The organism is Solibacillus daqui (assembly GCF_028747805.1).
In the GTDB taxonomy this organism is placed as follows: domain Bacteria; phylum Bacillota; class Bacilli; order Bacillales_A; family Planococcaceae; genus Solibacillus; species Solibacillus daqui.
Genome location: NZ_CP114887.1, coordinates 852,348 through 869,697 on the forward strand (window position 1 = coordinate 852,348; position 17,350 = coordinate 869,697).

Genomic DNA, 17,350 nt, shown 5'->3' on the forward strand with positions numbered 1-17,350 from the left:
ATTGAAATAAAAAGGCGGTGAGCTCTCAACAATTGAGGGCTCATCGCCTTTTAAAATTCTTCATCAAATTTGGATGATGTTCTAAAGAATTGGAATTTTCCTGTTTCAATTCGTTTGTGTGTGTTATTAGTAACGCGGACGTTGCATTCGTCACACATAAACGTATGAATCGGACGATTTCGTAGTTTTTTTGCTAAAGGTAAATCATTAGGTAATTCATGTATTGTATCGCAAATGACACATTTTACACGCATAGTGATACCTCCTATTGAATACGTATCGCGCGAACAAATTTAATTGGATTATCTACATTTGAACCGTCCGCAAATAAAACATGCACAGGACCATCTTCTAGTAAAGGTTTGCCATCTTGGCTAAATTTGAAAATAAAGTTTTGTGCTTCTTCGATTGAAAACGTATGCTCTTCATTGTTTACACATTCGAAAACAACTTCTTTTGCATCTGTTTGGATTTCAGCATTGTTAAAGAATGGTTTAATTTCCATACCGAATGTACCAGTCAACATACCTTTACGGTCAAATTTTCGTTCCGTTTTTAATGTTGGTGGAAATACCGCACCTTCCATAATTTCACGTGACCAGTGTGCACCCATATCGCGTAAGTATTTTTCGTTATCTTCTTCAGCTTTTTCTGTTACGAAATAAGTATTCAGATCAAGCTTACGATCATCGAAAATCCATACAGTTGGATCAAGTGTCAATTGAAATTTGACTGCACCTTTAACTGGAATGATTGTTTCGACCATTTGTAAGTCCCCCTTAACTATTTTCCTACATTATTATAACGTTTTCTGACCTAGAAAGAAATATAATTGAATTGGTGCTAAATCATACAAAGAAGCTTGCAATTTTTGAAGTAAAAAGATACACTTTATTAAGATAGAATCGAAGAAATATCATAGATGGGGGCGTCCTCATGGATACGAAAGCACAAGCTTCCTTTCAGGAAAGAGCATTAGAGCAACTAACTGTAGATGCAGCAAAAATCGCTCAATTAATTCACGTTCAAATGGATAATTTGACAATGCCATCTTGTCCATTATATGAAGAAGTATTAGATACACAAATGTTTGGATTGTCGCGTGAAATCGAGTTTGCAACGAAGCTCGGTTTAATTGAACGTGAACAAGGAAAGCAAATTCTAGACTCTTTAGAAAAAAAGCTTTCTTTATTACATGATGCGTATACAGACAAATAAAAGAAAACTCAAACGCTTTTACGCGCTTTGAGTTTTTTTTTCAAAGAATTAAGAAAGTATAAATTTTACATAAAGAAAATTTGAACATAAAGCTGTCTTATGACTAGGTAACCGTGCCAATTTTTTGTTTCAAAAAGTGTATCATGCAAAAGAGATGGAGCGTTTACAGTTATGTCGGCCGCTTTAGCGTTGTTGTTCAAAATGAGGTTTTGAAAAAATGAAGCAGTATTTTAAAAATTATTTCCGTAATTTTGATTATGGGCTACTATTTGTATATATTTCACTCATGCTCTTTGGGCTTGTAATGATTTATAGTGCAAGTATTTGGGTATCTATAGTCCATTTCGAGGAAGATCCAGATCATTATTACAAGCGCCAATTATTAAATATTTGTATGGCGTTTTGTTTGTTTTTAGTTGCGGTCGTATTTCCTTATAAAAGATTTGCAGATAAAAAGATATTAGGGATATTATTTGCAATTATGTTTTTCCTTGAAGTGGCTTTAATATTAGTAGGTAAAGAAGTAAATGGTGCGAGAAGTTGGATTGATATTGGCATCATGAATTTCCAGCCTTCAGAATTTGCTAAACTCTTTATTATTATCTATTTTGCGGGTACCTTTTATCGTAAAAGTATTCATAAAGGTTCGATGCAGCTCTTATCATTTGAAGATATTACCCCTCCATTAGGAATATGGTTATTTATCGTGCTTGTTGTAGGATTTGAAACCGATTTAGGGGCACTTGGCATAATTGTTTGTATTGCTTTGTCGGTTGTTATGGCAAGTGGAGTTAAGGGAAAAACACTGAGAAAAATTTTCAGTTTATTATTTGCACTAGGAGCTATTGGTGCTATTGGTATTTTAATTTTTAAATGGGACACCGTGTTTAACTCAAGTCGTCGTGGTCGTATTACGTCATATTTAGATCCATTTAGTGATCCACTCGACACAGGTTATCATGTAATAAATGGTTATTATGCAATCGGAGCAGGGGGTCTTGAAGGTCGTGGGTTAGGGCAATCGATTCAGAAGCTCGGCTACGTACCAGAGCCACAAACCGATTTTATTATGGCGATCATTGCAGAGGAACTTGGGGTTGTTGGTGTTTCCATTGTTATTTTTGGTTTAGGTTTTATTGTAATGCGCGGTTTATACGTTGCAATGAAAACAAAAGACCCGTTAGCACGTATGCTCGCAGCGGGCATTTCAACTTGGATTGGTATACAAACCTTTATTAACTTAGGTGGTTTATCGGGACTTATCCCGTTAACCGGAGTAACGCTTCCTTTTATTAGTTATGGCGGTACTTCTATATTATTGCTATCTGTAGCAATGGGGATTTTAATCAATGTTTCTACACATTACAAACTAGAAAAAAGAAAGTAATGAGGGGTTGAGGAGAAATGAGAGCAATTAAAAAGATATTAGTAGCAAACCGAGGGGAAATTGCCATTCGTATTTTACGAGCATGTAACGAATTGCACATTAATACAGTAGCAATTTATTCTCGTGAGGATAGCGGTTCGTATCACCGTTATAAAGCAGATGAGGCGTACATTATTGGGGCTGGTAAAAAGCCGATTGATGCATATTTAGATATCGAGGGTATCATTAAAATTGCGAAAGAGGCAAATGTTGATGCGATACATCCAGGTTACGGATTTTTAGCAGAAAACGTACATTTTGCACGTCGTTGTGAAGAAGAAGGCATTCAATTTATCGGACCGACTTCACGTCATTTAGATATGTTTGGAGATAAAGTAAAAGCTCGTGAACAAGCGATTGCAGCGGGAATTCCTGTGATTCCAGGTACAGATGGTCCAGTAGCAAGCTTAGAAGAAGTGCAATCTTTTGGTGCCACACATAGCTATCCAATTATGATTAAAGCGGCACTAGGTGGTGGTGGTCGAGGCATGCGTCTTGTCCATTCAGCTGAGGATGTTCAAGAGGCTTATGACCGTGCAAAGTCTGAAGCAAAAGCGGCATTTGGCTCGGATGAAGTGTATGTAGAAAAGGCAATTATTAAGCCAAAACATATCGAAGTCCAAATTATTGGCGATACGCATGACAATATTGTTCATTTATATGAGCGTGATTGCTCGATTCAACGCCGTCATCAAAAAGTAGTTGAAATCGCTCCGTCTAATTCAATTTCAGATGATTTACGAAATCGTATTTGTGATGCAGCCGTTAAGTTAATGAAAAATGTAGGTTATATTAATGCTGGTACGGTAGAATTTTTAGTAGCAGGCGATGATTTTTATTTCATTGAGGTAAATCCGCGCATTCAAGTTGAGCACACAATTACAGAAATGATTACAGGAATCGATATTGTTCATGCACAAATTAAAGTAGCACAAGGGGCAAATATCCATTCTGAAGAAGTGGGTATTCCAGCACAAGATAAAATTCCGTTATTTGGTTATGCAATTCAATCACGTGTTACAACAGAAGATCCTGCAAATGATTTCATGCCAGACACAGGCAAATTAATGGTGTATCGTTCAAGCGGGGGCTTTGGTGTACGCTTAGATGCAGGAAATGGTTTCCAAGGGGCAGTAGTAACTCCGTATTATGACTCGTTACTCGTGAAAATTTCAACGTGGGGCATGACATTTGCTGAAGCCGCTGCAAAAATGGATCGTAATTTACGTGAGTTTCGTATTCGCGGTGTGAAAACGAATATTCCGTTTTTAGGTAATGTTGTGCTGCACGAAAAGTTTTTAACAGGTGCATTTGATACGAGCTTTATTGATTCGACACCTGAATTGTTTGAGTTCCCAGAACGAAAAGACCGTGGAACAAAGCTATTAAATTATATTGGGAATGTCACATTAAACGGCTTCCCAGGAGTAGAAAAACGTACAAAGCCAATTTTTGTACAGCCAGATAAGCCGAAAATCGATTTGTTAACAGCTCCACTAAGTGGAACAAAACAAATTTTAGATTTGCAAGGTGCAGATGGATTAGTCAAGTGGGTAAAAGAGCAGAAGGATGTACTTTTAACGGATACAACATTCCGTGATGCACATCAATCACTGCTTGCTACGCGTGTTCGTTCGCAGGATATGTTCCAAATTGCAGATGAAACAGCGCGTCTAATGCATAACTATTTCTCGCTAGAAATGTGGGGCGGTGCGACATTTGACGTAGCGTATCGCTTTTTGAAAGAAGATCCATGGGCTCGACTTGAAAAATTACGCGAGCAAGTACCGAATGTGTTATTCCAAATGCTGTTACGTGGTGCAAATGCAGTAGGCTACACAAATTACCCAGATAATTTAATCCGTGAATTTATCCAGCAATCGGCTACATCAGGCGTTGATGTATTCCGTATTTTCGACTCGTTAAACTGGATTAAGGGAATGGAAGTAGCAATTGACGAAGTGCGCAATACCGGTAAAATTGCTGAAGCAGCGATTTGTTACACAGGTGATATTTTAGATGACAGCCGTGCAAAATATACCGTGCAATATTATAAAGATATGGCTCGTGAATTAGAGGCTACAGGGGCGCATATTTTAGCGATAAAAGATATGGCTGGCTTATTAAAACCACAAGCAGCATATCGCTTAATTTCCGAGCTAAAAGACGCGACAAACTTACCGATTCATTTGCATACACATGATACGAGCGGCAATGGGATTTATTTATATGCAAAAGCAATTGAAGCTGGCGTAGATATTATTGATACAGCATTAGGTTCAATGGCTGGCTTAACATCACAGCCAAGTGCGAATTCATTGCATTATGCAATGAAAGGCTCCGAACGCAATGTACGTGCAGACATCGAAAGCTTAGAAAAATTATCGTACTATTGGGAAGATGTGCGTAAATATTATGTGGACTTTGAAAGCGGGATGAATGCACCACATTCAGAAATATATGTGCATGAAATGCCAGGTGGTCAGTACAGTAACTTACAGCAGCAAGCAAAAGCAGTAGGATTAGGAGACCGTTGGGATGAAGTGAAAACAATGTATTCACGTGTCAACATGATGTTTGGAGATATCGTAAAAGTAACACCTTCATCAAAAGTTGTAGGAGATATGGCATTGTTCATGGTACAAAATGATTTAACAGAAGACAATGTTATTGAACGTGGGCAAGCAATCGACTTCCCAGAGTCAGTTATTGAGTTTTTCCAAGGTTATTTAGGGCAACCACATGGCGGCTTCCCAAAAGAGCTTCAAGCGGTTGTATTAAAAGAACGTGAAGCAATCACAGTACGTCCAGGAGAGTTATTAGCACCGGTTGATTTTGAAAAGTTATCGGTACAGTTAGAAGAAAAGATGGGCCGTACACCTACGAAAAAAGATGTTCTAGCGTATGCATTATATCCAAAAGTATTTGAACAATATGTACAAGCGTCTGACCAGTTCGGTGATATTTCGGTACTTGATACACCAACGTTTTTATATGGCTTAAAGTTGGGTGAAGAAATAGAAGTGGAAATCGAAAAAGGAAAAACACTGATTATTAAGCTAGTGTCAATTGGTGAACCGCAGCATGATGGTACACGTGTTATTTACTTTGAGATGAACGGTCAATCTCGCGAGCTCGTTATTCAAGATTTAACGGTTGAAGTAGATGGCAGTATCGCATTAAAGGCAGATCCATCAAACCCAAATCAAATTGGTGCAACAATGCCAGGGACAGTGCTAAAAGTTGTAGTAAACAAGGGAAGTAGCGTTAAGCGCGGCGACCATTTATTAATAACAGAATCGATGAAAATGGAAACAACTGTCCAGGCACCAAAAGACGGTATTGTCAAAGAAGTTTATGCGATAGCAGGCGATGCTATTTCAACAGGCGATTTATTAATAGAATTACAATAAAAATAAAAAACCTAATTCCCTACTAATGAGGGAATTAGGTTTTTTTTATTTAGCACGTGAAACAAGCAATATAAAGTAACATAATAAACCGAATAATAATGTAATTAATAATGAGTGCAATAATGAAACGAGTAAATGTAGCTTGAATAATACAACGAGCATCCCCGCTAATACTTGCCCAACGACAAGTGACATTGCAATAACCCATCCCCAGTAAATAACACGTTGATTTTTATAATTTCGAACGACATAAACTGTAATATATAATATCCAAATGACGAATAGTAATACGGCAAATCGATGCCCCATTTGAACCCATTCATACATATTATATGGAATTGCAAATGGTTCCTCGTTACGGCAGAATGGCCAATCTGGACAAACTAAACTTGAATCTGTATGACGAACAAGTGCGCCAGTGTAAACAACGATATAAGAATATAAAGTAACACAGATAGTATGTATTTTTAATTTTTTACTCATGAAAATCCGTTCGGTATCGAATTTGGAATCTGTCTCAAAGACGATAAACGTTAGTAACAGAACAGCTGCGAATGAAATTAACGAAATACCAAAATGTAATGCTAAAATGAAATCTCCTTGTCCCCAAAGCACTTGTGCAGCCCCGATTAACGCTTGAAGAATTAAGAAGAATATTGCTAAAAATCCCAAAAATTTTACTTCTCGAATATGTCCAAGTGAGCGCCAAGTCCAAACGACTAAAATAAGGATGAAAATGGAAACTGAACCTGTAACTACCCGATGCGAAAATTCTATTAAAACTTCCGTTGTAATTTCTTTAGGAATTAATGAGCCGTTACAATCTGGCCAGTTTCGGCCGCAGCCTAAACCACTATCAGTTTTTGTAACGAGCGCCCCACCTTGCAGAATGAGCAACATGCCAAGCGTTGATAAAACACCAAACCATTTTAAAAATTTACTGTATTTTTGTTGCATGAAGTTGAGTCCACCTACTTTAATATTCAACATCGCTTATGAAAGCGTCTCTAGTTTAAAATGATAGCGAAAAAATGGTAAAAATACAACTTATATCAAGGTTTCGCTTGGAACAGCAACCATTTTTTCACAAATTGTTCATAAATTCGTCTCCTATCCTTCACAAATATTGGCAGAAAATGCATTACTATATATATGTTGTTTAAGATTTCTAAGCGCTTCACAATTTCAGAAATGGCTTTTTGAAATTTCGCAAAACGTCTAGAAATCCGATACAAATTTAGATATAGTTATGGTAGCGGAATATGCTTACAAATTTGAAAGGAAAAGTAATAATAGGGCGTCCACCCTTTGTAATAACAAGCAAGGTTTATTACATAACGAGCAATTTCATGTGCGTTTAAGTTGTACGATGATTAAAATTGGAAATTCAATTTTAATTGAAACGACCATGAAGTAGGAAATTCATCTTTATGTATTTGTCTCACATTAACTTTATGACTTGAGACATATTGAGATGATCAGAGTACAAACTATTATTATTTGAAATTTCAAAACTGTTTATGAAATTTTGTAAGCAATGGCATCGTTTTCTGCCATACATGTGGGGACTAGCAACTTGATTAGCATATACGATTAATTTTTATTAGTAACATTGTAAGTTTACTAATTTGATAGGGATCAAACTTCTAGCACTGATTATTTTATTGTATGTCCACTATCAATTGTAATTTTACAGACGCATGAAGCTTTGCTGCGAAAATTATTTATAAAATGCTGATCGTTTTGAAGTTAGTGCTTACTTATTTGAATTCTTACGTTAGCGGTATTTACTGCTTAAGAAATACATTTAATATGCTTTGCGCATATGCGTGTATTACTTACTTAAGGATGCACATAGGCATAACCGTAGTCCTGGTAACACATGAAAATACAACAAAGAAAGAGGGGTTTATTAAGCTATGATGAAAGGGCTTAAAAAATGGCGTTTATTTTCGCTATTAACAGTAATGACCGTTTTCCTTTCAGCATGTGGTGAAGATTATCTTTCGACACTTCGCCCAGCAGGTGCGGTAGGTAAAGAGCAATTAAACATTTTATTATTATCTATTGTAATTATGGCATTAGTCGTAGTTGTAGTATCTACAATCTATTTAGTTGCATTCTTTAAATTCCGTCGAGCTAAATTAGGCGAAAATCATATGCCTAAGCAAGTAGAAGGAAGCCACACATTAGAAGTAATCTGGACAGTTATTCCGATTATTTTACTACTAATCTTAGCTGTACCAACATTAAACTCTACTTATAAATTTGCAGATGTTGCTGCAATGGATGAAGTAGATGAAGCTGGCAACAAAACGGCTCTTACAGTAAATGTAACGGCAAAATTATATTGGTGGGAGTTTGAGTATCCAGATTTAGGTATTATTACTGCGCAAGAGTTAGTAGTTCCGACTGGTGAAAAAGTATACTTCAACCTAATCGCTTCAGACGTTAAACATTCATTCTGGATCCCATCAGTGGGCGGTAAGATGGATACTAACGTTGATGGAATTAACAAATTCTATTTACAATTCGACAAAGAGTCAGTTGGATTAAATGATGGAGAAGGCGTATTCTACGGGAAATGTGCAGAGTTATGTGGTCCTTCTCACGCATTAATGGACTTCAAAGTTAAAGCGCTTGAGCCAGCAGCATTCGATGCTTGGGTTGCAGCAATGAAAGCAACAGAAGGTCAAACTGCTAGCGCGGATTCAGCAGATGTTGGTGAAGCAGCATTTGCTAACTCTTGTATAGGATGTCACGCTGTATCAGCAGTAGCTGGTAGTGGTGTAGGTCCAAACTTAACAACATTCGGTGACCGTAACCGCTTAGCTGGTTTTATGGAGCATAGTGTTGAAGAAACAACAAATTGGATTATGGATCCAGAGAAGTACAAACCAGGCAACACAATGACTGGTAAATATAATGTTTCTCCAGAAGAAGCAAAAGCAATTTCTGAATACTTAATGAAATTAACTGTTGAGAAATAATTATAAAACAAGAGAGATACTTTGAAGGAGGTTAAAGTTGTGAGCTCTGTTACACAAAAAAAGGGCTTTGGAGCACATGTATGGGACTATTTAACAACAGTCGATCATAAAAAAATCGCGATTATGTATTTAGCTGCCGGTACTTTGTTCTTCGCAATTGCAGGTTTTGAAGCGTTACTTATGCGTATTCAATTAATGTTCCCAGAAAGTGACTTCATTTCTGCAGGCCTATTTAACGAATTATTAACGATGCACGGTACAACGATGCTATTCTTAGCAGCGACGCCGATTATCTTTGCCTTTATGAACGCCATCGTGCCACTTCAAATTGGTGCGCGTGACGTAGCATTCCCGTTTTTAAACTCACTAGGGTTCTGGTTATTCTTCCTTGGTGCAGTTTTCCTTCACCTTTCATTTTTCCTAGGTGGAGCACCTGATGCAGGATGGACATCATATGCATCATTATCTTTATATTCTCCAGGCCATGGTATTGATTTTTATATCCTTGGTTTACAAATTTCTGGTGCGGGTACGTTAATCTCTGGTATTAACTTTATCGTAACAATTATTACGATGCGTGCACCTGGTATGACGTTCATGCGTATGCCACTATTCACTTGGACTTCATTAGTATCAAGTTCATTAATTTTATTCGCGTTCCCTCCACTTACTGGTGGATTATTCTTAATGTTAGTTGACCGTATGTTCGGAGCAAACTTCTTCGATCATACAATGGGTGGTAACACAATTATTTGGGAGCATTTATTCTGGATCTTCGGGCACCCTGAAGTATATATCTTAGTATTACCAGCGTTTGGTTTATTCTCTGAGATTATTCCAGTATTCGCTCGTAAACGTTTATTCGGGTACTCTTCAATGGTATTCGCAACTATCTTAATCGGTTTCTTAGGGTTCATGGTATGGGCTCACCACATGTTCACAGTTGGTTTAGGTGCTACTGCGAACGCAATCTTCGCTGTTGCAACAATGGCGATTGCTGTTCCTACAGGTATGAAAGTATTCAACTGGATTCTTACAATCTGGGGCGGTTCAATTAAAGTTACAGTACCAATGCTTTATGCACTTGGTTTCATCCCGTCATTCGTTGCGGGTGGTGTTACAGGGGTAATGCAGGCAACTGCTCCACTTGACTACCAATTACACGATTCATATTTCATCGTAGCTCACTTCCACTACGTAATCGTAGGTGGTATCGTAACTGCGTTATTCGGTTCAGCTCACTTCTACTGGCCGATTATGTTTAACCGTGCGTTAAATCCGAAACTTGGAGCTCTTACTTTCTGGGTATTCTTCATAGGTTTCCACTTAACATTCTTTATTCAGCACTTCTTAGGATTAATGGGTATGCCACGTCGTGTATTCACGTATATGGGTGGCCAAGGTTGGGATCTGTTCAACTTTATCTCAACAATTGGTGCTATTATGATGGGTATTGGGGTAGTATTATTAGTAATCGATGTATTATTATCAATTAAATCAGAACCAGTTAACAAACGTGATTACTGGGGCGATGGTCGTTCACTTGAGTGGGCAATCGAAACGCCACTACCATTCTATAACTTTAAACAAACGCCACTTGTTCGTGGCTACGATCCATATTGGATTGAAAAAGAAGAAGGTAACAAAGAAGGGATGGTTTATGCTGAGCCACTAGGCGAAATCCATATGCCAAACAACTCAATCTTACCTTTAATTATGTCAATCGGTACTTTCATCGCTGCATTCGGTGCGTTATATAGCCCATGGGGTGACCAAGCGCAAGCAGGTGCGACACATGCTTCACCAGCTGTATCATTAGCTTTAATAATCGGTGGTTTAGGCTTAACAATTGGATGTATGATTGCTCGTTCATTCAAAGACGATCTTGGCTTCCACGTAACAGTTGCTGAAATTGAAGCAATTGAATCTGATTTAGCTCACTACCGTGCAACAGGCAAAAAAGGGGGTAACAAGTAATGGAAATTAATCAAAAATTTACTCCACAAACTTGGCCAAAACACCCTGAACAAGCAACACAAGAAGGGAAAAACAAGTTAGTTGGTCTTTGGATTTTCCTAGCGTCAGATACAGTGTTGTTCGCGAGTGTATTTGCTACATACATCGCATTAAAAGATCATGGTCCTGCAGGGATGGAGTTTGCTGCAAAAGACCTTTATGAATTACCATTGGCATTCATTATGACAATGTTATTATTAACATCTTCATTAACTTCTGTGTATGCAATGTACCATATGAAGAACTATAACTTTAACGGTGTTCGTACGTGGATGGGTATTACTGTATTATTAGGGTTAGGATTCTTAGGTTTAGAAATTTACGAATTCCAGCACTATGTACACATTGGTTTTGGTTACACGCAATCAGCATTCTCTTCTGCGTTCTTTACGCTTGTAGGGATGCACGGTTTACACGTTATCATTGGTTTAGTTTGGATTACGGGCTTGATCATCCGTAACAGTGGTCGCGGTCTTAACCTTTACAACGCACCGAAGTTCTTTGCCGCTTCTTTATACTGGCACTTCATCGACGTTGTTTGGGTATTCATCTTTACAGTAGTATATCTGATGGGAGTGTTGGGATAATGGCTCACGGAACTCATGTAGAAGTACGTACTCAAGCTCAATACGAATATGACAAAGCTCAGTCTAAAGTTCATATGCGTAAACAAGTAGTAAACTTTGCGATCATGATTTTCTTAACATTTATCGCGTTTGCTTCTGTACTATCTGGCTTCGCGCCAACATTCATCATTCCAGTGATTTTACTATTAGCTGGAATCCAAGTAGTATTACAACTTTATGCTTTCATGCACTTAGAAGACCGTTCAACACATATGGTTGGTGTGATTGAATTCTTCATATGGAGTGCTGCCTTCATCGCGTTCACGTTCTTCCTTGCGTTTACGACAATCATTTGGTGGGGCATCTAATTAATAAACACGTCCTTAGCAATTTGCTAAGGGCGTTTTATTTTTTTATCTCAAATCTTTAACATATACACAAAATACATGTTTGATTTCAAGCAATTGTCATAGTTATTCCATTGAAGTTATAAATTTCCCATTCTATAATGAACTTACTGATGTTTAAAGGAGCATGGTCAAATGCCGATAAGTATTTTTGGTTTTCAAGCGTTATGGAGTCCTTTTTTATTAGGGACGCTTATACTCGTGACAGTGTTATATTTTTTAGTAACTGTAAAGTGGCAGCACAAATTTAAAGCAGGCGAACCATTAAAGAAAAGTGAAGCGACCAATTTTATTCTCTTTGTCATTTCTTACTATATTATTAAAGGCTCGCCGATTGATTTATTAGGTCATATTATGTTTACAATGCATATGACACAGATGGCTTTTTTATTGTTGTTAGTACCGATTTTCTTTATTAAAGGTATTCCAGGATGGATTTGGAAAATTGTTGTGGAAGCGCCAATTATGCGTACAATTTTTAAAATTTTTACGAAGCCTTTAGTTGCGATTGTGTTATTTACGGGATTGTTTTCGGTATATCATTTACCTTCAGTTTTTGACACAATTAAGTTAAATGAAGTATTACATATGGTTTATACGAGTATTTTATTTATTGCTTCGGTTTTTATGTATTGGCCATTATTGAATAACATTGAAGGTCAACATGAGATGAAAAATATGAGTAAATTGGCGTATATTGCATCGAATGCAGTATTGATTACTCCGGCATGTGCGTTAATTATTTTCGCATCAAGCCCGATGTATGGTACATATAGCAATAGTGAGATGTGGATTAAGGCGATGGAGCTCTGTGTACCTTCAGCGACATTATCAGAGCTTACATTATCAGGCCCAGAGTTATTTTCGAATATGGATTTAGTAAGTGACCAGCAAGTAGGTGGCGTACTGATGAAAATTATTCAAGAAATCATTTTTGGTGTTATTTTATTCCGTATTTTCCGTAAATGGTGGAATACTGAACGTACAAACCAAGAGGAAATTACAAAAAATGCATTAAAGGAGTTTCAAAATAGAACTCACTACTAATAAAATGATAAACTAAGTAGGCATGATTGATCATGTGAATAAAACAAATGAAACATTAAGATTGGGGATTTTATCAATGGGCGTACCTATTTTACCTACAATCAGCACCGCATTTATCGTAATCAGTGCTGTTTTAGTAGCAATTGGTTGGGTATTAATTGCACAACGAAAAGTTGAAGCACATAAAAAAGTGATGTTCGCTGCTGGTGTTTCAGCGCTAATATTCTTCATCATTTACGCAACACGTACAGTGTTTATCGGAAACACGGCTTTTGGTGGACCAGATGAATTAAAAGGCTACTATACATTCTTTTTGATTTTCCATATTACATTAGCAACTGTTGGTGCTGTATTTGGACTTACGAGCCTTCTTTCTGGCTATAAAAATAACTTAAAATTACACCGTCGTATTGGCCCTATTACAAGTATTATTTGGTTCTTCGTAGCAATTACAGGGGTTGTAGTATACTTTTTACTTTATGTAATTTATGAAGGCGGAGAAACAACATCCGTATTTAAAGCCATTTTAGGTTTCTAATAGTAAGCTTCTCATGCACTAGTGTGGGAAGCTTTTGTTTATTACAAAATAAAAAAAGCTGGGTACGAGCAACCAGCTTTTTAGCATGTATTAAATACCGTATGCAGATAATTCTTTACGAACATCAATTAATACTTTTTCACACTCTTTTAATAAATGTGAAGGGAAAACTTCGTCTGTGTATTCAACACCGTGTGGATAGTAGTATTTGCCGATTGCAGGCTTGTTGATGTTTAATGTTGCACTGTGTGCACCTACATCACCAGATACAGCATCACAGAAAACACGTAAGTAGAAACGACCTTCTTTAACGTCGTATTTACGGTCAAATGTCATACGGTCATAATCCCATGCACCGTGGCACTCTAAACCAAATTTACCCATTACTGTTGTTAAAACTTCTTGGTCAACTTTAACATTTTCCAGTTGTGTATTATCAATATACATTTCGTTATCCTCCTTTTACCTAGCGTACATAACTATACGGTCAAATTTAATAATAGAACAAAATGGTAAATGTTTCAATGACAACATTGTGTCATCGTGTCCAAAATTGGTATAATAATACTTGAAAAAAATAGGGGAGCGGAGGGCTTTATGAAGGCTTTATTTCAAATATTGATCGTAGCGACATGTATCTGTATTGTCGTATATTATACAAATGTAGAGCCTTCTAAAACAGAGGTGCTAGAAGGGCCAACGACTATTACAAAGCCTGTGATAGATCTAGAGTCAACGCAGCAAAGTATCAATGAACTGCCAAGACCTACAACAGGTATTTCCATTTATATCGGGAAATCGGCTAATGGAATTTTGGATAATTACGGTAAGCCTGTGCGTGTAGACCCTACTGAATTTGGTTATGAATGGTGGGTATACGAGAATAAGGCAGGTCTATTCATGGTAGGTGTAATGAATAATATTGTCACTCAAATATATACAAACGATATGAATTTTAATACAACACCATATACAATTAATGAATCAATTGATGATATTTATCGAATGACGATTTTTGAGCAAGAAGTGACATTTGAAAGTGACGACAACGTTTATTTGTTTGCGATGAATGAAGAAGATATGAAAAATCGGATTTTAGTGAAGTATGATGATGTTTATATACAGCTTTACATAGATAACGAAACGAATACATTATATGGTGTGCGTTTCATAGATGGTGCGACGCTAGTTTTACATAAATCTTATGAAATGCAGTTTTTTGGAAAGTTAGTAGAGGCAAACACACCATCGAGTTTTGCACAAATCGAAATTAATTTAGCGAATGGACGAATTTTGACAGCGCTAACGAATGCGTTTCGTGAAAAATTTGAATTACCGAAATTAGCGTATTCGAATGTGTTAACATCATTAGCGAGTGATAATAGTGAACAAATGTTTTTAACATTGATGGAAACACAAACAACTGAATCAGAAAAATTTGATGTCGGTGGAGAATTAGTTGCGCTTGAATTTAGCTATGAGCAGTTAGGTGAAAATGTAGCAGCAAATTATAAAGATCCTATTGAAGTATTACATGGTTGGATAAATTCAAAAGAGCATCGTGCACTTGTATTAAACGAAGAATATACGCATATCGGTTCGGGTGCGTATGTGAATAACTTTACACAACTTTATATGAAGTAACGAATAAAAACGCTGCATACTAGTAGCGTTTTTTTATTTGCTTCATACAGTAAAGTAAGGAGTGTGAGCGTGCAATTAGCAGAGCTATTAAATGATTGGCCGTGTACTGTTAAGGGCTCTGTGCGATGTGAAGTAATGCGTATTGAGGATCATGCGAGTGAAGTGACAGCCGGATCTATTTTTGTTGCAAGAAAAGGTAAGGAATCTAATGGGATAACGTTTATTCCTCAAGCAATATTAAATGGTGCGGTAGCGATTGTTGTAGATGATGAACACTATTATAATTCGGCTAAGCTTACAGTTCCGCTAATTTGGGTGCCAAATACATTAAGCTTTTTAGCGTATAGTTCAGCGAAAATTCATCATTTTCCTGCAGAAGCGTTGACGATTATTGCTGTGACAGGCACAAATGGGAAAACAACCGTGACTCATTTAATTGGGCAGTTATTGCAACGAATGAAACAAAATGTCATGGTTATTGGTACAAATGGTGTATATGTCAATGGCAAACGATCTTTTGAGCATTATCAATCATTAACTACCTTGCAACCAAAACAATTGCATGCGTTGTTTCATGAAGCTGTGAAAACCGGCATTCGCTATGTAGTATTAGAAGCTTCCTCAATCGGTTTGCATAAGCACCGGCTAGATTTCTGTGATATTGATATCGGCGTGTTTTTAAATGTGACGGAAGATCATATAGAAGACCATGGTAGTTTAGAAAATTACAAATTAGCCAAGCAAATATTGGCGACAATGGCGAAACAAATTATTGTGAATAGTGACGATGTTATTTGTCGTTCCATTGGCTTTTCGAAAAAAGGGAAAAGAAGCTTTTTTGGTAAGGGACAGCATGTGGATTATTTTTATCAAGTTTTGTTTGAAGGGACTTCTTATACAACATGCTTAGTGCAATATAAAGACGAAAAGCATGTAGTGCACATACCGTTTGTTGGGGACTATCAATGTGCGAATGTTCTAGCGGCAATGAGTGTGTTAACTCAATTAGAATATCCACTTGAGCAATTATGTCACTTTAGTGAAGAACTAACTTTACCAGAAGGAAGATTTGAACGCATTAAAAATGACTATGGATTAGATATTATTATTGATTATGCACATACACCAGATGCGATGAAACAACTACTACTAGCTGTAAAAAGACAAGCAAAACAACGAGTCATTGTTGTATTTAGTTGTGGTGGCAATCGTGATCAAGCAAAGCGGCCGAAAATGGGTATGATTGCTTCGATTTATGCGGATGTCATTATGCTGACAACGGATAATGCCCGCGATGAAGATCCAACAACGATTAATGAACAAATACAACAGGGCTTTTCATCTACACAAGTATTTCATGAAATTCTTGATCGGAAGCAGGCTATTTTCGCTGCATTAAATGAAGCAAAAGTAGGCGACACGGTTGTAATATTAGGCAAGGGGCATGAAAAGACACAACAGATTGGCAAGATACAAAGCGAATTTTCAGATCATCTATGCGTTTCGCAATTTTTAAAGGATGCACAACAAGCAAGAAACGATAATTGATTTTCGAAGCGATTCTGTTATGATTATATGAGATTGGAGGAATTAACAATGCTCATGACTTCAGATTGGATAATGATTTTAGATGAGGTCGATGAATTAAGCGCGATGATTCTTTCTTCCACACAAGCACAGCAATATCGAGATGCATACCATGCTGTGTATGAGGATGAAGCATTAAGTGCTCAAATTAAGACCTTTCAACGTTTAAAAGATCATTATGAGGATGTCCAACGCTTCGGAAAATATCATCCTGATTACAATACAATTATGAAAAAAATTCGAATGGAAAAGCGTGCGCTCGATTTAAACGAGCAAGTAGCTTCACTTAAATTAGCGGAAAATGATTATCAAGACTTATTAGATGAAATTAGTTTTATAATCGGTCGTTCCGTTTCAGAAGCGGTTAAAATTCCTGCGAGCAATCCGTTCTTTGCAAGTGGCTCATCATGTGGCTCTGGCTGTGGTACAGGTGGCGGCTGTTCTTGTTCGGCTTAATGTTATACAAAAAACCAACATTCGTTTAGGAATGTTGGTTTT

The 17,350-nt window shown here is 37.0% G+C and carries 16 protein-coding genes; 12 read left to right on the top strand and 4 right to left on the bottom strand.

Going from position 1 to position 17,350, the window contains the following annotated elements; all coding sequences use genetic code 11:
• Positions 1–50 precede the first annotated feature (50 nt).
• Both O7776_RS03940 and O7776_RS03945 read right to left on the bottom strand, forming a co-directional pair.
• A complete protein-coding gene (locus O7776_RS03940) occupies positions 51–254 on the bottom strand; it encodes a YlaI family protein (RefSeq protein ID WP_274309340.1) in 204 nt (67 codons plus the stop codon).
• An 11-nt stretch (positions 255–265) separates the two neighbouring features.
• Positions 266–766: a peptidyl-prolyl cis-trans isomerase gene (locus tag O7776_RS03945; RefSeq protein ID WP_274309341.1), complete on the bottom strand. Its 501-nt coding sequence runs from the start codon at positions 764–766 to the stop codon at positions 266–268.
• 170 nt (positions 767–936) lie between these two features.
• On the opposite strand from O7776_RS03945, the gene O7776_RS03950 reads away from it, so the two are divergent.
• From O7776_RS03950 to pyc, 3 genes are all read left to right on the top strand, one after another.
• Positions 937–1,218, top strand: a complete 282-nt coding sequence (locus O7776_RS03950; protein WP_241367852.1) for an Fpa/YlaN family protein — start codon at positions 937–939, stop codon at positions 1,216–1,218.
• A gap of 217 nt (positions 1,219–1,435) precedes the next feature.
• Positions 1,436–2,605, top strand: coding sequence for an FtsW/RodA/SpoVE family cell cycle protein (locus tag O7776_RS03955; RefSeq protein ID WP_274309342.1), 1,170 nt, complete (start codon positions 1,436–1,438; stop codon positions 2,603–2,605).
• Positions 2,606–2,622: 17 nt separating this feature from the next.
• The gene (gene pyc / locus O7776_RS03960) at positions 2,623–6,057 is read left to right on the top strand and encodes a pyruvate carboxylase (protein ID WP_274309343.1); all 3,435 of its coding nucleotides are present in this window, start codon (positions 2,623–2,625) and stop codon (positions 6,055–6,057) included.
• A gap of 45 nt (positions 6,058–6,102) precedes the next feature.
• On the opposite strand, the gene O7776_RS03965 is transcribed toward pyc, so the two are convergent.
• The gene (locus O7776_RS03965; RefSeq protein WP_274309344.1) at positions 6,103–7,014 is read right to left on the bottom strand and encodes a COX15/CtaA family protein; all 912 of its coding nucleotides are present in this window, start codon (positions 7,012–7,014) and stop codon (positions 6,103–6,105) included.
• 962 nt (positions 7,015–7,976) lie between these two features.
• On the opposite strand from O7776_RS03965, the gene coxB reads away from it, so the two are divergent.
• The 6 genes from coxB to O7776_RS03995 all read left to right on the top strand — a co-directional run bounded on the left by coxB (position 7,977) and on the right by O7776_RS03995 (position 13,621).
• On the top strand, positions 7,977–9,047 hold the full coding sequence (coxB, locus tag O7776_RS03970; protein ID WP_274309345.1) for a cytochrome c oxidase subunit II: 1,071 nt from the start codon (positions 7,977–7,979) through the stop codon (positions 9,045–9,047).
• A gap of 39 nt (positions 9,048–9,086) precedes the next feature.
• Complete coding sequence (locus O7776_RS03975) at positions 9,087–11,024, top strand: cytochrome c oxidase subunit I (protein ID WP_274309346.1); 1,938 nt, start codon at positions 9,087–9,089, stop codon at positions 11,022–11,024.
• Entirely contained in the window at positions 11,024–11,650 is a 627-nt protein-coding gene (locus O7776_RS03980; RefSeq protein WP_274309347.1) for a cytochrome c oxidase subunit 3, read from the top strand. The genes O7776_RS03975 and O7776_RS03980 overlap by 1 nt, the downstream gene beginning before the upstream one ends.
• Entirely contained in the window at positions 11,650–11,997 is a 348-nt protein-coding gene (locus tag O7776_RS03985) for a cytochrome C oxidase subunit IV family protein (RefSeq protein WP_274309348.1), read from the top strand. The genes O7776_RS03980 and O7776_RS03985 overlap by 1 nt, the downstream gene beginning before the upstream one ends.
• A 174-nt stretch (positions 11,998–12,171) precedes the next feature.
• A complete protein-coding gene (gene ctaG / locus O7776_RS03990; protein ID WP_274309349.1) occupies positions 12,172–13,083 on the top strand; it encodes a cytochrome c oxidase assembly factor CtaG in 912 nt (303 codons plus the stop codon).
• A 76-nt stretch (positions 13,084–13,159) separates the two neighbouring features.
• Positions 13,160–13,621, top strand: a complete 462-nt coding sequence (locus O7776_RS03995; RefSeq protein WP_274309350.1) for a DUF420 domain-containing protein — start codon at positions 13,160–13,162, stop codon at positions 13,619–13,621.
• A gap of 90 nt (positions 13,622–13,711) precedes the next feature.
• On the opposite strand, the gene O7776_RS04000 is transcribed toward O7776_RS03995, so the two are convergent.
• Positions 13,712–14,068, bottom strand: coding sequence for a YugN family protein (locus tag O7776_RS04000; protein WP_241367862.1), 357 nt, complete (start codon positions 14,066–14,068; stop codon positions 13,712–13,714).
• A gap of 150 nt (positions 14,069–14,218) precedes the next feature.
• Between O7776_RS04000 and O7776_RS04005 the strand changes: the two genes are divergently transcribed.
• The 3 genes from O7776_RS04005 (at position 14,219) to O7776_RS04015 (ending at position 17,308) form a co-directional block, all read left to right on the top strand.
• Positions 14,219–15,265, top strand: coding sequence for a CAP domain-containing protein (locus tag O7776_RS04005; RefSeq protein ID WP_274309351.1), 1,047 nt, complete (start codon positions 14,219–14,221; stop codon positions 15,263–15,265).
• Between the two features lie 69 nt (positions 15,266–15,334).
• Positions 15,335–16,813, top strand: a complete 1,479-nt coding sequence (locus tag O7776_RS04010; RefSeq protein ID WP_274309352.1) for a UDP-N-acetylmuramoyl-L-alanyl-D-glutamate--2,6-diaminopimelate ligase — start codon at positions 15,335–15,337, stop codon at positions 16,811–16,813.
• A 48-nt stretch (positions 16,814–16,861) separates the two neighbouring features.
• Positions 16,862–17,308, top strand: a complete 447-nt coding sequence (locus O7776_RS04015; protein WP_274309353.1) for a YlbF/YmcA family competence regulator — start codon at positions 16,862–16,864, stop codon at positions 17,306–17,308.
• Positions 17,309–17,350 lie beyond the last annotated feature (42 nt).

Bases quoted from the DNA above. Each gene is read 5' to 3' on its own strand.
- O7776_RS03940 (WP_274309340.1), bottom strand. From the start codon at position 254: ATGCGTGTAAAATGTGTCATTTGCGATACAATACATGAATTACCTAAT.
- O7776_RS03945 (WP_274309341.1), bottom strand. From the start codon at position 766: ATGGTCGAAACAATCATTCCAGTTAAAGGTGCAGTCAAATTTCAATTG.
- O7776_RS03950 (WP_241367852.1), top strand. From the start codon at position 937: ATGGATACGAAAGCACAAGCTTCCTTTCAGGAAAGAGCATTAGAGCAA.
- O7776_RS03955 (WP_274309342.1), top strand. From the start codon at position 1,436: ATGAAGCAGTATTTTAAAAATTATTTCCGTAATTTTGATTATGGGCTA.
- pyc (WP_274309343.1), top strand. From the start codon at position 2,623: ATGAGAGCAATTAAAAAGATATTAGTAGCAAACCGAGGGGAAATTGCC.
- O7776_RS03965 (WP_274309344.1), bottom strand. From the start codon at position 7,014: ATGCAACAAAAATACAGTAAATTTTTAAAATGGTTTGGTGTTTTATCA.
- coxB (WP_274309345.1), top strand. From the start codon at position 7,977: ATGATGAAAGGGCTTAAAAAATGGCGTTTATTTTCGCTATTAACAGTA.
- O7776_RS03980 (WP_274309347.1), top strand. From the start codon at position 11,024: ATGGAAATTAATCAAAAATTTACTCCACAAACTTGGCCAAAACACCCT.
- O7776_RS03985 (WP_274309348.1), top strand. From the start codon at position 11,650: ATGGCTCACGGAACTCATGTAGAAGTACGTACTCAAGCTCAATACGAA.
- ctaG (WP_274309349.1), top strand. From the start codon at position 12,172: ATGCCGATAAGTATTTTTGGTTTTCAAGCGTTATGGAGTCCTTTTTTA.
- O7776_RS03995 (WP_274309350.1), top strand. From the start codon at position 13,160: ATGGGCGTACCTATTTTACCTACAATCAGCACCGCATTTATCGTAATC.
- O7776_RS04000 (WP_241367862.1), bottom strand. From the start codon at position 14,068: ATGTATATTGATAATACACAACTGGAAAATGTTAAAGTTGACCAAGAA.
- O7776_RS04005 (WP_274309351.1), top strand. From the start codon at position 14,219: ATGAAGGCTTTATTTCAAATATTGATCGTAGCGACATGTATCTGTATT.
- O7776_RS04015 (WP_274309353.1), top strand. From the start codon at position 16,862: ATGCTCATGACTTCAGATTGGATAATGATTTTAGATGAGGTCGATGAA.